Genomic DNA, 15,534 nt, shown 5'->3' with positions numbered 1-15,534 from the left:
TGATTGGAGTAAAAGCCGAGTCAAACTAAAAACTCAGCTTTTATTCAACCAAAAAAAATAAAAACTAAATCAATTATATTAATTGTAACCAGGATTTTGGTTCAGGTTAGGGTTTGCATCTCTTTCAGAATCTGGAATCCAGATTAATTCATGTTTTCCGTTTTGAAAAGCACCTCCACTTAATGATTTTGGATGGTTACCGTGTAATGACGTTGCCCCCATATAATCGTCGGCAAGCCCCCAGCGTACCAAATCAAAGAAACGATGTCCTTCACCTGCTAATTCCATGGCGCGTTCTTCAATAATAGCTTGACGCATATCTGTTTGATTAATTCCAGGAGTAGTTCCTGCAATTGAAGCTAAACCAGCTCTATCTCTTACCATATCAACAAATGGTACAGCTTCAGAAGTTCTAGCATCTTCATTTAAAGCTTCAGCCAACATTAGCAATACATCAGCATAACGAATTATTCTCCAGTTGTTACCTACGTTAGTTCCTAGAAAGTCAACGGTACTTCTTTCACCTAAATCCATTCCAGAGTATTTTCTAGAAAAAATAGGTTCTACACCTGCATCGTTAGCAACAGCAATATCTGCAGCCATATCTGTTGCAAACGCAACACCTCCATAGCCTGTAGCACCTGCATAATCATAAACCAATGTTTCATTTCTACGGGTAGTATCACCGTTAGCTTCAAATAAACCTTTCAACCAAGGGTTTACTACATGACTTCTATCTGGCGATTTAGTAGGTGGCGCATAATCAATATGAAAATTCCCCATACTTCCAGTACCAGGAATATCAGACCCCCATACAAATGTATCTTGACCTAAAAATTGAAGTTCAAAAATAGACTCACTATTATTCTCGTTAGTAGTCGTGAAATTGTCTCCAAATTGAGCCCCTGGCAATAAACTATATTTACCGACTAAACTGTTTAGTGCAGTAACTGCAGGCCCGTATTGTTTCATATATAAATAACTTTTGCCTTTAAGTGCTGTAGCAGCACCAGAAGTAGGTCTTCCTAAATCGTCTCCAGTCCAATTTTCAGGCAACATATTTTCAGCCATTTCTAAATCTGAAATAATTTGAGCCCAAATAACATCAGAAGTCGCTTGCTTTACTAAAAGGTTATCTAAATCTGGCAACTCTGTAATTAAAGGCACATTTCCGTAAAGATTCGCTAAGTACCAATAATCAAAAGCTCTTAAAAAATAAGCTTGACCAACTAAGTTATCTCTAGTTGTTTTATCAGCAATGCCTTCTTCAGTAACATTAATAATGATATTGTTACATCTTGCTATGGATTTGTAAAGTTCTTGCCAAGGCTCTGTTGCCCAGCGATCTCCAGGATTTCCTTGAAAAGTTGACATTGCCGTATTAGAACCAAATGGAAATACATTAAATTCATCTGAACGCAACATGGCACCTGTGTGTACAATTCTACCCCAGAAAAAAGTTCCTGTTATTGGGTGGAATGCACCATTTATTGCAGATTTTACTTGATCTACAGAAGTACCAAAGTTTGCTGTTGAAGTAGCGTTGTTATTGTTCTGGTCTAAAATATTATCAGAACAAGCAACACCAACTGTCATTAATAACGTAACCGCTATTATGCCTAAAGAGCTTTTTATTTTTATTGAATTTTTCATAATCTTATTTTTTAAAACTTAGCTTGTAAACCTAACATGAATGTTCTTGCATTTGGATATGCTCTTTGATCTAAACCTCTACCAAGTAAAGGGTTTACATTTGACCTTACTCCTGGTACGCCCGAGTTAATATTGGCTCTACCACTATTTGTTGATGCCACATCTGGATCGTAACCAGAATAATCTGTAATTACAAAAACGTTTTGAATGTTTAATGATAATCTTACGCTTTTAATCCAATCTACTCCAAGTACATTTTCACCAAAATTATAGCCAAACTCCATGTTTTTAAGTCTGAAATAAGAACCATCTTCTACGAAGAACGAAGACGGTGCTTTATTTCCAGCAGCATCATCAACAGAGGCTCTAGGAATACTGGTATCGGTATTACTAGGTGTCCAAGAATTCAAGACATCCGTTAATTTACCACCATCTTGCCATAAGATATTATAATATTTACTTAGGTTATAAATTTCGTTACCAGAAACTCCGTTGAAGTTTAAGGCAATATCGAATTTTTTATATTTACCGTTGAAATTAAGACCATAAGTAAAATCTGGTGTTGGGTTACCAATAATCGTTTGATCATCTGAGGTAATACCTGCTACACCATCAGTATCTACTCTTATAAAATCGCCCGTTGCAGGATCGACTTTATCCTCTACTATATAACCATAAAATGCACCTACAGGACCATTAGCTTCTGTCCTATTAACCACACGTAAATCTTCATCAATTCCAGGTCCTAAAATAGTAGCAGGAATATCTTTTGCTTCATTTTTAAGGTTGAATGAAAAGTTTGTTCCCACACTGTAAGTGAAGTCGCCTTCAGATTTTCTGTAAGTGACATCAAATTCAAATCCATTATTTATTAATGTTCCAGCATTTCTTGTTACAGGCAAACTAACACCTGCAGTTGAAGGAATACTAATTGGAACAAGCGCATCTTCAACATCTTTCGAATAATAATCTGCTGAAAATGTAAGTGCGCTATTTAGTAAAGACATATCAACACCTATATCGAATGTTTTTGTAGTTTCCCATACTAAATTTTCATCAGCTAAAGTTGTTTGTGCTAAACCATTAGCAGTTCCCCCTCCAAAACTTGTGTTAGATTGGTTGGCAAGAAATACCGCTTGAGTTGGGTAAAACACATCTGGATAAGACCCTAATTCACCATAAGACACTCTTAACTTGAAGAAGTTAATCATTTCAGACTTCCAGAAATCTTCATTAGAAATATTCCATCCCGCAGAAATAGCAGGGAAGTAACCTACTTGATTTGCTTTAGCAAACCTTGAGGAAGCATCACGTCTTAAGGTCCCAGAGAACAAATATTTATCATTATAACCGTAGTTTAATCTTCCAAAATAAGATATTAAACCAGCCTCGTTATCTTGACCTAACAATATGTTTTGATCATTTGAAGGTAAAGCACCAACAACTCTAATACTATTTGCGGGCGTACCTTGACCGTAAATACCACTACTTTTTTGATTTTCGATAAAACGTGTATAACCAACTACTGCTGATACTTTGTGAGCTTCATCAATTGTTTTGCTGTAAGACAGCGTCGGCTCAAATAATAAATTAATATCTTCTTGGTTAAATTCAGTAAGATCATTTAAATCATTCACGTTTCTTACAGCATCAACCGTACTCATAAAGTATGTTGGCGTAAATTGAAAACGTTTTTGAGTTGTATAATCTACACCTAAATTAATGCCAGCTGTTAATTCTTCAGTAATTTCATAGTCTAATTTTAAACTTGCAAAAAGTGTACGCGTAGTTTCTAAATTATCTTCTAATGTTGCTAATCCGAATTGATTAACTCCTCCAGGTCCATGAATATTTGTTGATGGCGCTTCAAAACCACCATCGTTAGTCTCATTTCTTAAAGCTACAGTTGGTGCTGTTGTACCATCAAAACCATACCAGTTATTATCTTGTAATTTTCCTTCAGCTAAACCTAAAGATTGAGATACTTTAAATTTTCCAAATTCATGCTCGCTATTCAATCTTGCATTCAATCTTTTAAAGCCTGAACCTACAAGAATACCATCTTGATTAAAGTAGTTTATTGATGAATAGAAAGATGATTTTTCACCACCTCCAGATAAAGAGATTCCATAATCTTCAATAATTCCACTTTGTAAGTTTTCATCCTGCCAATCTGTATCCACACCATTAAATGAAACTGCTGAAGAACTTCCATCATTCACAAAACGTTGATTTAAATAATCGGTGTATTGTTGTCCGTTTATAAAATCTAATTTTTTACTTGGTGTATCAAAACCTATTCTAGAATTGAAAGTAACTTCTAAATCTCTATTTTTTCTACCGTGATTTGTTTTTATTAAAACCACACCATTGGCAGCTCTAGAACCATAAATTGCAGCAGCAGCAGCGTCTTTAAGTACCGAAATATTTTCGATGTCTAGCGGATTTACATAACTCATGTCATCAACAAACAAACCATCAATAATATATAAAGGGTCTGCGTTACTTAATGAGTTTACCCCTCTAATAAAAACGTTTCCTTTAGCGCCAGGTTTACCTCCAGGATTTTCAACTTGAATACCTGTTAATTTACCTTGTAAAGCTGAGGCTGGATTACCAGCTACGGTCGTTGCAATAGCATCTCCTTTTATAGTACCAATAGAACCAGTAAGTTCTCTTTTGTTTGTTGTACCATAACCAACAATTACTACCTCATCTAAAGAAGCAGCAGCTTCTATTAACCTGACGTTAATTGTGGTTTGATTTCCAACCGTGATTTCTTGTGTTTTATAGCCCACATAGCTAAAAACAACAATATCTGTCGCGCTTAAATCACTTAAACTATAGTTACCATCAAAATCTGTAGTTGCTCCCTTTGCAGAGTTTTTTACAATAATGTTAACTCCAGGGAGGGGGAATTGACTATCTGAAACTATTCCTGAAACAGATTGAGTCTGGGCACTAGCACTAATTCCTGTTAAGAATAGGACTAAGCAAAATAATAGTCGTAGTACGTTTTTTTTCATAAGTTATTAATTAAAGTTAGTTTAGTTGTGATACAGTATGCTACTTTTAAAAACAAGTATGCTACAGTATGCTACTTTACAAATATATAAAAAAAATCAATATCACATCAGAATTTAAAAAAAATACTGTGATTTACTTAAAATTCGCTTTGAAATTGACGTTTATTTGACTATAATGATTTTCTATGGATGAGTTCTGAAGGTATAATTTTTCGAGTATGCTCCTTTAATTTCACGTAGTAGGCAGATTCTTTTGCCATTTTCTTAAAGTCGATAGAAATAGTGGTAATCCCTCCAAATATTATTTCTTTAATGGCATTATCGTTATGGGCTAATAACCCAATATCCTTACCAATAATATAGTTTTTAGGTTTACTATCTTTAAGAATCCCCCATAAATCGCTATCATTAATAAAAAAGTATAATCTATCTTTTTTTATACTGCCCGGTTTATATTGAGCCTCTACTTTTCCATTAATATTGAATTCTTTTATAAATCTATTAAAGGCACGTAATATCCCAATAGGATAATCCGAATCGTTTGTAAAGAATAAAACAAATTGTTTGTATTTTTTTATTTCGGTCAGTATTTTTTTTAATTGTTCGAACGTTGAACTTTCAAATTCTTGAGTTATAAACGAATAGTCTTCAGGCAATGAAACTTGTCTATCTATAACTAATAACTTATCTGAAGGAATTTTTTTTAGTAATAAACTGACTTCTGGGAGTTGTATTGGAGCAATAACATACATACCATATCTGCCAGAAATTCTAGCAAGTATATCTGTAAACACATCTAAATTATTATGATGAAAGAATACATTAATAATGTATTTTTTACCTAACTCCTTTCTAAAGGTATTATAAAAATCTTCTTGAAATGTATGAAACGCGTAGAGCACAAGCGCTACCCTTAATTTTGTACCCGTATTAACATCTGCTATATAATAGCCTTTAAAGTTTTTAGATTCTACAATTCCTCTGTCTTTTAACTCTTCGTAGGCCTTAACAATCGTTTTTCTTGCAAAACCAATTTCAGCAACCATTTTATTAATGGAAGGTAGGCGATCTCCTTTTTTCAAATACTTAGCCTCAATTACAGTCTCTATCGCCTTAATTAATTTTTCGTGCTTAGTAAAGCTCGAGTTTTTTTTTAAGTCGTTTATTTTTTCAAAGAGAAATTCCATCAATATATCTATAATTCGTTATGCAAAATACATTATAATTTTTAAGGCTCGCAAATCAATAAAAGAAAAAAGACCCAAACCCGACATACTTAAGAAGGCTACACACAACTTTTTACATAATCCTTCCTTTTTTTAAATTAAGAAATTAGCAATATATCGTCTTACAACTAGTATAAGTATTTAAACAAACCCAGAAGATATGTGAAATTTTTAAAGCAACCACATATTTCAATTACTGTTAATCTGTATGCAGTAATACTAGACAAAAACTTTTATCCTGGTCGGTTAAATGAAGCTTAAGCACACAAACCTTATAAGGTGCCTAAATAAAAAAAGCCTTATCTAATAAAAGATAAGGCTTTAGTACTGAAGACGGGACTTGAACCCGTACGTCCTAATGGACATTGGATTTTAAGTCCAACGTGTCTACCAATTCCACCACTTCAGCAACTTGGTATATTTTTAAGAAAGTTTCAGAGCGAAAGACGGGATTTGAACCCGCGACCCCCACCTTGGCAAGGTGATGCTCTACCCCTGAGCTACTTTCGCAATTTTAATGAACGTGCAACATTGCTATTGCGGATGCAAATTTAGAACTTTTCTAGAAACTGCAAAGCCTTTTCGTAAAAAAAATGAAAAAAATTTAAACTTGCTTTTTCTTGACCAACATTCGCTTAATTTCATTCAATTTCATAAGCGCTTCTACCGGCGTAAGTGTATCAATATCAATATGTAATATTTCCTCTTTTATATTTTCCAATAATGGGTCGTCTAAATTAAAAAAACTAAGCTGCATATCGTCCGTGAGTGTTTTTACCTTATCGGTAAGCTCTTCGCTGGAATGTGACTTCTCTAATTTCTTTAAAATAGCGTTAGCACGATGCAAAACTTGTTGCGGCATTCCCGCCATTTTTGCGACATGAATACCAAAACTATGCGCACTACCGCCTTCAACCAGTTTTCTAATAAAAAGCACATTGTCTTTCAACTCTTTTACCGATACATTATAGTTTTTTATACGACCGAAGGTTTCTGTCATTTCATTAAGTTCGTGGTAATGGGTTGCGAACAGGGTTTTAGGTTTTGCAGGATGCTCGTGTAAATATTCACTAATAGCCCATGCAATAGAAATACCATCATACGTACTAGTACCACGACCAATTTCATCTAACAACACCAAACTTCTTTCTGAAATATTATTCAAAATAGAAGCCGTTTCATTCATCTCCACCATAAAGGTCGATTCACCCATCGAAATATTATCACTCGCACCTACTCTAGTGAAAATTTTATCAACCAACCCAATTCTAGCCTCTTTTGCAGGCACAAAGCTTCCTATTTGGGCTAACAACACAATTAAGGCCGTTTGACGCAAAATAGCCGACTTACCAGACATATTAGGCCCCGTAATCATAATGATTTGTTGGTTGGTTCTATCTAAAAACACATCATTAGCAATATAAGCCTCACCAATAGGTAGCTGCTTTTCTATAACAGGGTGTCGCCCATCTTTAATCTCTAAATCGTTCGACTCATCAAGAACTGGATACACGTAATTATTATCGTTTGCCAATTGCGCAAAACCACATAAACAATCTAACTGCCCAATTAAAAAGGCATTTTGTTGCACTGGTTTTATGTATTGGTTCATCCAAGTGACCAATTCGGCAAACAATTGCTGTTCGATGGCTAAAATTTTATCTTCAGCACCTAGAATTTTAGTTTCATATTCTTTTAATTCTTCAGTAATGTAACGTTCTGCATTCACTAAAGTTTGCTTACGTATCCATTCCTGCGGTACTTTATCTTTATGTGTATTGCGCACCTCAATATAATACCCAAATACATTATTCGAATCTATTTTTAAAGATGTGATGCCGGTACGCTCGCTTTCACGTTGCAACATCTTATCTAAATAATCTTTTCCAGATTTTGACAAACCGCGTAATTCATCCAATTCAGATGAAAAACCTGAAGCAATGGTATGCCCTTTTAAAACATTAACAGGCGCATCTTCATTAAGCATTTCCTTAATTTTCGCACGCAATATGTCGCAACTTTGAAGTGTATCGCCTATAATTTTCAGCGATTCATTATTACAATTACTTGCCAAAGATTTTATGGGCACAATAGCTTCTAATGAATTTTTAAGCTGAATAACCTCGCGCGGATTCACCTTAGCCGTGGCCACTTTAGATATTAAGCGTTCTAAATCGCCAATATGTTTTATATGATTCTGCGTTTTTTGAAGCGTTGTGTTTTCATTTTTTAAATAATGAACGACTTCATGACGCTGTTTTATATTATCAATGCTTTTTAGCGGCAATGCCAACCAACGTTTTAGCAAGCGACCACCCATGGGAGAAATCGTTCTATCAATAATATTCAAAAGCGTTACCGCATTATTATTGGTAGAATTATAAAGTTCTAAATTCCTGATGGTAAATTTATCCATCCACACATAAGCGTCTTCAGAAATTCTAGAAATGGCCGTTATATGCTGAAGTTTATTATGCTGTGTTTCACCCAAATAATGTAGAATGGAACCCGAGGCAATAATACCTTCATCCAAATCTTCAACACCAAAGCCTTTTAACGTTTTTGTCTTGAAATGTTTTATCAGTGTTTCATAGGCATAATCTGTTTGATATACCCAATCTTCCATATAAAACGTATGAAAATCTTTGCCGAAGGTTTCATTAAAGAGCGTGCGTTTTTGCTTAGAAACGAGCACTTCACTTGGGCTGAAATTTTGTAATAATTTATCAATGTATTCCGCATTTCCTTGAGATGTTAAAAATTCACCTGTAGAAATATCTAAAAAGGAAACACCTATATATTTTTTATCAAAATACACCGAACATAAAAAGTTGTTCGATTTCGACACCAACACCTCATCATTAAATGCTACACCAGGTGTCACCAACTCTGTAACCCCACGTTTTACGATGGTTTTAGTTTGCTTTGGATCTTCCAACTGGTCGCAAATAGCAACACGCTCGCCCGCTTTAACCAATTTTGGTAAATAAGTATTTACAGAATGATGCGGAAAACCTGCCAACTCAATTTCACTCTCGCTACCAGCCCCACGCTTTGTGAGCGTAATACCTAAAATACCGGCTGCTTTAATAGCATCTTCGCCAAAGGTTTCATAAAAATCGCCCACACGAAACAACAGCAAAGCATCGGGATACTTAGCTTTAATAGCGTTATATTGTTTCATTAAAGGGGTTTCTTTTTTTGCTTTTTTAGCCAAGGGTAAGTGGTTTTTTAGTGTTATTTTTGCCTCAATAGTTATTGAGTTTGCAAGATTGCTAATGTACTTATTATTTAGTTTTTTATAAAAGAGATAACTAATAAGTTATTTACAATTGTTCACAACTGTTATATTGAAAATGTGCCACAAATACACCAATAAAGGATTGTTGTACGCCAAGCCATTTCTGGATAGAAAGTAAAGCAAATTATTTCGCTACACACATTGACATAAAACAAATAAAAACGTGAGAAAACTAAAAAACAGCGAGTTAGACCGATTAAGTGTTGAAGATTTTAAGGATGTAAAAAAAACACCCATCATTGTGGTATTGGATAACATTAGAAGTCTCAATAATATTGGATCGGTTTTTAGAACCAGCGATGCTTTTTTAGTTGAAAAAATATACCTCTGCGGTATAACGGCGACACCACCACACAAAGACATACATAAAACCGCTTTAGGAAGCACGGACACCGTAGACTGGGAATACGCAGAAAACACCCTAGAATTAATTGAAAAACTGAAGACTGAACAGGTGAAAATCATTTCTATTGAACAAGCCGAAAATGCCACCATGTTAGACCAATTTATACCCGAAACAGACACAACTTATGCTTTAATTTTTGGTAACGAAGTTAAAGGTGTTGCACAAAATGTGGTTAGCGCTAGCGATGTGGTATTGGAAATTCCGCAATTTGGAACAAAGCACTCCTTGAATATATCAGTAAGTTGTGGTGTGGCTGTTTGGGATGTGTTTTGTAAACTGAAAAACCTAAATTAGTAACACAACCATTCGGCACTAAAAAAACCTTTTTCAAACCAGTACAGCCATGGAAATAAAACGTGCCGAAACCAATAACGAACTTCACCAAATATTAGCTTTACAGAAAGAGAATCATTTAGACAACCTATCCGCCAATTCGAAAGCAAACAAAGGCTTTCTAACGGTTATGCATAGTTTCGAGATGCTAATTACAATGAATACTAAAGCTTCACAAATTATTGCAAAAGACGGCGATAAAGTGGTTGCCTATGCTCTTGTTATGCTTAAAGAATTTAAAAATTTAGTACCAGTGCTTATTCCCATGTTTGAAAATTTTGAACAAATAATATTTAAAGGAAGCAAACTAAGTAACTTCAACTATTATGTAATGGGACAAATTTGTGTAGATGATGCCTATAAACGACAAGGTGTTTTAAACAAACTATACTTAAAACATAAAGAAGTTTACTCAAAAATGTTTGATTACTGCGTTACAGAAGTATCATCAAGCAATATTCCGTCTATGTTGGCACATGAAAAAACGGGCTTTAAAACCATTCACACCTTTAAAGATGCGACCGATGAATGGAATATTTTAGTATGGGATTGGAACTAAAAAAAGCCCAAACAGCATTTTACCATTTGAGCTTATTATAGTTTTAAAGTATTTTAATTGCCTTCACTTAGTGAAAAACTTCCATCACCAGTAAAAGACGTTAAAGTTATAGTTACCGTCCAAAGTCCAGGAGCTCCACCTGTGGTTACGCCCGAAATAGAATCTGGAGCTGTAGCACCACTTAAAGACCTGTCCAACACAACACCGCCATTAGCATCTTGAACAACCATTCTAAAAGAACCTTCTACCGAGGTAGAAATATCCGCATTATAATCAGCTGTTGCTAAAGCATTTTGCCACATAAAACTTTTAGTAGCCGTTCCTCCGTTGCTGGAAAAATCGCCATCAATATCTCCATTAAACTCATCAGTATTATTAAACACAACGGTTCCGTTTACAGATACTAACACTGCCGGGGCATCATCATCACTACAACCAACTAAGGTTACAGATGATACGATTAAGACAAGCATAAGTAGGTTTTTAAATAATTTCATTTGAAACATCATTTTTTAATTTTAAGTTATTAATTTAGGGTGCTATAAATTTCCGTAGATAATCAAAAAAAGTAGTAAATTACCCATTCAAACTCAATAGCACAGGCTAAAATACAATTTTTATCGATGAATTGCAACTTTATTATTATTTCATCCTACTATAGATCAAGGAGTAAAGCGAATAATCACCCCCATCTAGATTATAGTTCCCAATATATTTAAAGGCAACATCAACTTCATTCTAATCCTAAAAATCACAACTTCTTTCTTAGTCAGCCTAAAACCAAAACGGCATCTAATTACCATCTAAAATAATCAAATTTTCAATGAACAAACTTTTACTACTTGGAATCGCTCTACTACTTTCAGCTAAACTTTCTGCTCAAATAAACGTAAAAGATTCTACCGTTCAAGTTATTGGATACTGGGAAAAACAAGAAACACAATCTTACACCGTTTCTTACGAAAAAATTAAAGTCAAAAGCAACGACACACTTTCGAGAGACTTAATAACCTACGAAGTGGACATTAAAATACTAGACTCTACCCAGAATTCATATACAATAGAATGGTTTTACAAAAACTATGCTATTGATACAGAGAATGCATTAGCACAAAAACTAGCAACCATATCAAGCGACCTATCTGTAATAATAAAAACAGATGAACTTGGAGCTTTCCTAGAGATCATAAATGCAGATGATATTAAAACCCACTTAGAAAAAGTGACCAAAACATTAAAAGAAGAATTAAAAAACATCCCTAATTCTGAAAAACTAATCACTAATGCCATGAATATTTATACATCAAAGGAATCTATTCAAGCTAATGCCATTAAAGATGTGATGCAATTTTATCAATTTCATGGTGTAAAATATAAACTAGGCGAAGAGCTAGAAGGACTTCTAGAAACCGCTAATAATTATGGGGACAAACCTTTTGACACAAACGTTCGATTTAGCTTAGATGAAATAAACGAAGTGGATGGTAATTCAATTTTTAGATCGAACCATATTATAAACTCAAATCAATTAACAGATGCCACCTATAATTATTTAAAAAACTCCGGGAATTTTGGCGACAATTTTCCGCAGAGAGATAAATTCCCATCATTAACAAACATAACAAATACAGCATCAAGAATACACGGAGAAACTGGCTGGTTAATTTACAGTATCGAAACAAAAGAGATTAGTGCCGAAGCATCTACAAACATTGAAGAACGAATCATTGAGATAATATAACACTACTCACCTTTTAATAAACCACTTATGGCGAACCTAATTTTAATCAATCAAAACCACAAATCTTTCCCAAAATCCATAAATAATCAATTCTATTTTCAATAAAAACTCTAACAGTAACAACCTCACACCAATTTAAGCAACCATAAAAATGAAAAAACAACTATTATTAATTTTAACCGTAATTATAACCACACACTGTTTCTCACAAATTAATTTTGAAAAAGGATACTATATAGATAACAATAACAAAAAAACAGAATGCCTAATTAAAAACATTGATTGGAAAAACAACCCAACAGAGTTCGAATACAAAATATCTGAAAATTCAGACCAATCCAAGGCGACCATAAAACAAGTAAAAGAATTTGGAGTTTATAATTTTTCAAAATATATACGACAAATCGTAAATATGGATAGATCTAGCAGCTCACTAAATAAATTAAGCACTGATAGAAACCCTATATTTCAAGAAGAAGAACTTTTTTTAAACGTATTAATAGATGGACATTCTAACTTATACCAATATGAGGAAGGAAATTTAGTGAGATATTTTTATTCTAAAGAAAGTAGTGAAGATATTGAACAGCTCATTTTTAAAAAACATAAAGTTTCAGGAAGCTTCATAGCTGAAAACAACAGCTTCAGACAACAATTATGGAATGACTTAAAATGCCAAAAAATTTCACTTAATGATATTAAAAAAATTAACTACACTAAGAATGACCTTATAGGTTTCTTCACCCTTTATAACCAATGCCAGAATCCAGAATTACTAGTTACTTTTACAGAAAAACAAAAGAAAGATCTTTTTAATTTAAACTTACGTTTAGGTACAAATAGCTCCTCACTTTCTGTACAAAACGAAGTGAGCACCTCTAGAAACGTAGATTTCGAAAACAAATTAGGGTTTCGCTTAGGAATTGAGACAGAATTCATACTTGGGTTCAATAAAAACAAATGGGCTATAATTATAGAACCAACCTATCAGTATTTTAAATCTATAAAGAAACAAACTAATTCAACGGCTAAAGTAGACTACAAATCAGTTGAATTACCTATTGGAATAAGACATTACTTGTTTATAAATAATAACTCCAAGTTATTCATTAATGGCTCATACATACTTGATTTTTTAGGCAGCTCAACCATATCATACAGCACAGGAGCCGAATTAGAACTAACAAAATCGTCCAACATCGGTCTAGGAATAGGGTTTAAACAAAATGACACATACAGCATTGAGTTTAGGTACCACACAACTAGAGATCTACTAAACACTTATACAGCATATTATTCCGATTACAAAACAGTATCTTTAATATTAAGTTACACTGTTTTTTAAACACAATTATTCACCACAAATCTCACCCAAAATCCATAAATAATCATTTCTATTTTCAATAAAATCTCTATCAGAAATATCAATAATTTTCACGTTAAATTCGTTTTGGGTTTTTAGGAAATCTAAATAGCCTGTATTAATTTTTTCAAGATAGTCGTTATCGATACTTTGTTCGTAATCGCGTCCGCGTTTCTTTATATTCGCCTGCAATCGTTCGGTATTTTGATATAAATACACATACAAATCAGGTTTACGCAATTCTTTGTACATGAGGTAAAACAGCTTTCTGTACAGTTTGAATTCATCTTCTTGCAAAGTCACCTTAGAGAATATAAGCGATTTAAACACATCATAATCACTCACAATAAAATCTTTAAACAAATCGAGCTGAGATAAATCGTCGCTAATTTGCTGGTACCTTTCAGCAAGAAAAGACATTTCGAGCGGAAACGCATAACGCGCAGCATCTTGATAGAACTTAGGTAAAAACGGATTATCAGCAAAACGCTCCAAAATAAGGCGCGCATTAAAATCGTGAGCAATTTTATTAGCTAAACTGGTTTTTCCAGCACCAATATTACCCTCAATCGCTACGTAACCCAGCTTAGAAAAATCGAAAGTTTTATTCGGGTTTTTCAACCAAATATTAATAGGCTCCACAAGGCTATCATCTTCACATTCTTGCAACAACACAGCTACTTCTTTATTTAGTTTAACATGTTTCACTTTCGCTGCAACATCATTAAGTGGCAATAACACAAACTTGCGCTTTTGCATTTCTGGATGTGGTATTTGGAGGCTTTCAGTATTAATAATAGCATCTTCAACAAATACTATATCCAAATCGATACTGCGCGATTCGTAGCTCGATTTATCAGTACGCACACGTCCTAAAACCGTTTCAATAACTAGCAATTCTTGAAGCAATATTTCAGGGTCTAAATAGCTCTCTAACACCAAACAGGCGTTAAAGAAATCGTCGCTTTCAAAGCCAAATGCAGGCGATTTATAAACTTTAGAAATTTGGGTTACGCTTCCAATTCGAATATATATTAAATCGATAGCGTCTTGAAGGTTCTTAAATTTATCCCCTTTATTACTTCCTAATGCGATGTAAAACGTTTTTGCTTGTATCATAAGTATCGGCAAAATAACTAAAACAAATTTTATTCTTTTATATTTACAAGACCTATTTATTCACAATTATAAATGACTTTAAAAGACAAACTTGCTGCTCAACAAATTTACATGCTTTTAGGAGCCCTTTTTATAACATCGTTGGTGGTTTCAAACCTTATTTTTCAGAAATTTTTTTACTGGCATCCCTTTGATATCGAGATTTTTGGAAGTAAATTATTTGTTGTATCCGTAGGAATCCTGCCCTATCCTATCACCTTTTTAATTACCGATTTAATAAGTGAAATTTACGGTAAAAAACGCGCTAACCAAGTGGTAGTCGCTGGTATTTTCGCATCGCTTTTCTCTGTTTTAATTGTTTTTGTAGCAGATATGGTTCCTGCAATTTCAAGTTCCCCCATAGACGACGGCATGTTTTCGCATGTTTTCGGGCGCACCATTTTAGCTGTAGGCGCTAGCATGACGGCCTATTTATTTGCGCAATTTATCGATATTCAAATTTATCATTTCTGGAAACGAATAACCAAAGGCAAACATTTATGGTTACGCAATAACTTCTCAACCTTTTTATCTCAGTTTGTAGATACCTTTTCGGTGGTATTTTTACTATGTTTTTTCGAAGTATTGCCTTGGCACATGTTTAAAGGCTTATTAATTAGCGGTTTTCTTTTTAAAGTACTTATAGCCGTTTGCGACACCCCTTTTTTGTATTTAGGCGTGTTTTTATTTAGAAAACGTTTCAAACTGAAAGAAAACGAAGAAATTAGCCTTATTTAAAACCATAAATGGTTGTTAAATATTCGGTTA

The 15,534-nt window shown here is 33.9% G+C and carries 11 protein-coding genes and 2 tRNA genes; 5 read left to right on the top strand and 8 right to left on the bottom strand.

Annotated elements, in window-relative coordinates; genetic code table 11:
• Positions 1–78: 78 nt before the first annotated feature.
• The 6 genes from Q5N74_RS12150 to mutS form a co-directional block, all read right to left on the bottom strand.
• A complete protein-coding gene (locus Q5N74_RS12150; protein ID WP_304389105.1) occupies positions 79–1,653 on the bottom strand; it encodes a RagB/SusD family nutrient uptake outer membrane protein in 1,575 nt (524 codons plus the stop codon).
• Positions 1,654–1,664: 11 nt separating this feature from the next.
• The gene (locus Q5N74_RS12145; protein ID WP_304389104.1) at positions 1,665–4,679 is read right to left on the bottom strand and encodes a TonB-dependent receptor; all 3,015 of its coding nucleotides are present in this window, start codon (positions 4,677–4,679) and stop codon (positions 1,665–1,667) included.
• 170 nt (positions 4,680–4,849) lie between these two features.
• Positions 4,850–5,866 (bottom strand): GntR family transcriptional regulator, encoded by a 1,017-nt coding sequence (locus tag Q5N74_RS12140; RefSeq protein ID WP_304389103.1) that lies wholly within the window; start codon positions 5,864–5,866, stop codon positions 4,850–4,852.
• Between the two features lie 364 nt (positions 5,867–6,230).
• A tRNA-Leu gene (locus Q5N74_RS12135) sits at positions 6,231–6,314 on the bottom strand.
• A 29-nt stretch (positions 6,315–6,343) separates the two neighbouring features.
• A tRNA-Gly gene (locus Q5N74_RS12130) sits at positions 6,344–6,415 on the bottom strand.
• Positions 6,416–6,509: 94 nt separating this feature from the next.
• Positions 6,510–9,122: a DNA mismatch repair protein MutS gene (mutS, locus tag Q5N74_RS12125; RefSeq protein ID WP_304389102.1), complete on the bottom strand. Its 2,613-nt coding sequence runs from the start codon at positions 9,120–9,122 to the stop codon at positions 6,510–6,512.
• A gap of 247 nt (positions 9,123–9,369) precedes the next feature.
• On the opposite strand from mutS, the gene Q5N74_RS12120 reads away from it, so the two are divergent.
• Together Q5N74_RS12120 and Q5N74_RS12115 are read left to right on the top strand one after the other, a co-directional pair.
• Positions 9,370–9,906 (top strand): RNA methyltransferase, encoded by a 537-nt coding sequence (locus tag Q5N74_RS12120; protein WP_304389100.1) that lies wholly within the window; start codon positions 9,370–9,372, stop codon positions 9,904–9,906.
• Between the two features lie 49 nt (positions 9,907–9,955).
• The gene (locus Q5N74_RS12115; RefSeq protein WP_304389098.1) at positions 9,956–10,504 is read left to right on the top strand and encodes a GNAT family N-acetyltransferase; all 549 of its coding nucleotides are present in this window, start codon (positions 9,956–9,958) and stop codon (positions 10,502–10,504) included.
• A 53-nt stretch (positions 10,505–10,557) separates the two neighbouring features.
• Here Q5N74_RS12115 and Q5N74_RS12110 read toward each other — a convergent pair whose 3' ends face one another.
• The gene (locus Q5N74_RS12110) at positions 10,558–10,977 is read right to left on the bottom strand and encodes a hypothetical protein (RefSeq protein ID WP_304389097.1); all 420 of its coding nucleotides are present in this window, start codon (positions 10,975–10,977) and stop codon (positions 10,558–10,560) included.
• A gap of 350 nt (positions 10,978–11,327) precedes the next feature.
• Between Q5N74_RS12110 and Q5N74_RS12105 the strand changes: the two genes are divergently transcribed.
• Together Q5N74_RS12105 and Q5N74_RS12100 are read left to right on the top strand one after the other, a co-directional pair.
• Positions 11,328–12,245, top strand: coding sequence for a hypothetical protein (locus tag Q5N74_RS12105; RefSeq protein WP_304389096.1), 918 nt, complete (start codon positions 11,328–11,330; stop codon positions 12,243–12,245).
• Positions 12,246–12,396: 151 nt separating this feature from the next.
• The gene (locus Q5N74_RS12100; RefSeq protein ID WP_304389095.1) at positions 12,397–13,590 is read left to right on the top strand and encodes a tRNA modification GTPase; all 1,194 of its coding nucleotides are present in this window, start codon (positions 12,397–12,399) and stop codon (positions 13,588–13,590) included.
• A gap of 6 nt (positions 13,591–13,596) precedes the next feature.
• Here the strand turns inward: Q5N74_RS12100 and folK are convergent, their stop codons facing one another.
• The gene (folK, locus tag Q5N74_RS12095) at positions 13,597–14,727 is read right to left on the bottom strand and encodes a 2-amino-4-hydroxy-6-hydroxymethyldihydropteridine diphosphokinase (protein ID WP_304389092.1); all 1,131 of its coding nucleotides are present in this window, start codon (positions 14,725–14,727) and stop codon (positions 13,597–13,599) included.
• 72 nt (positions 14,728–14,799) lie between these two features.
• On the opposite strand from folK, the gene Q5N74_RS12090 reads away from it, so the two are divergent.
• Positions 14,800–15,504 (top strand): queuosine precursor transporter, encoded by a 705-nt coding sequence (locus Q5N74_RS12090; RefSeq protein ID WP_304389091.1) that lies wholly within the window; start codon positions 14,800–14,802, stop codon positions 15,502–15,504.
• Positions 15,505–15,534: the final 30 nt, after the last annotated feature.

It is taken from the genome of Mariniflexile sp. AS56 (genome assembly GCF_030552475.1).
Taxonomy (GTDB): Bacteria; Bacteroidota; Bacteroidia; order Flavobacteriales; family Flavobacteriaceae; genus Mariniflexile.
The sequence above is the reverse complement of the archived record's forward strand: the minus strand, read 5'-3'. Positions and strand labels throughout refer to the sequence as shown.

Bases quoted from the DNA above. Each gene is read 5' to 3' on its own strand.
- Q5N74_RS12115 (WP_304389098.1), top strand. From the start codon at position 9,956: ATGGAAATAAAACGTGCCGAAACCAATAACGAACTTCACCAAATATTA.
- Q5N74_RS12140 (WP_304389103.1), bottom strand. From the start codon at position 5,866: ATGGAATTTCTCTTTGAAAAAATAAACGACTTAAAAAAAAACTCGAGC.
- Q5N74_RS12105 (WP_304389096.1), top strand. From the start codon at position 11,328: ATGAACAAACTTTTACTACTTGGAATCGCTCTACTACTTTCAGCTAAA.
- Q5N74_RS12150 (WP_304389105.1), bottom strand. From the start codon at position 1,653: ATGAAAAATTCAATAAAAATAAAAAGCTCTTTAGGCATAATAGCGGTT.
- Q5N74_RS12100 (WP_304389095.1), top strand. From the start codon at position 12,397: ATGAAAAAACAACTATTATTAATTTTAACCGTAATTATAACCACACAC.
- folK (WP_304389092.1), bottom strand. From the start codon at position 14,727: ATGATACAAGCAAAAACGTTTTACATCGCATTAGGAAGTAATAAAGGG.
- Q5N74_RS12110 (WP_304389097.1), bottom strand. From the start codon at position 10,977: ATGCTTGTCTTAATCGTATCATCTGTAACCTTAGTTGGTTGTAGTGAT.
- Q5N74_RS12090 (WP_304389091.1), top strand. From the start codon at position 14,800: ATGACTTTAAAAGACAAACTTGCTGCTCAACAAATTTACATGCTTTTA.
- Q5N74_RS12145 (WP_304389104.1), bottom strand. From the start codon at position 4,679: ATGAAAAAAAACGTACTACGACTATTATTTTGCTTAGTCCTATTCTTA.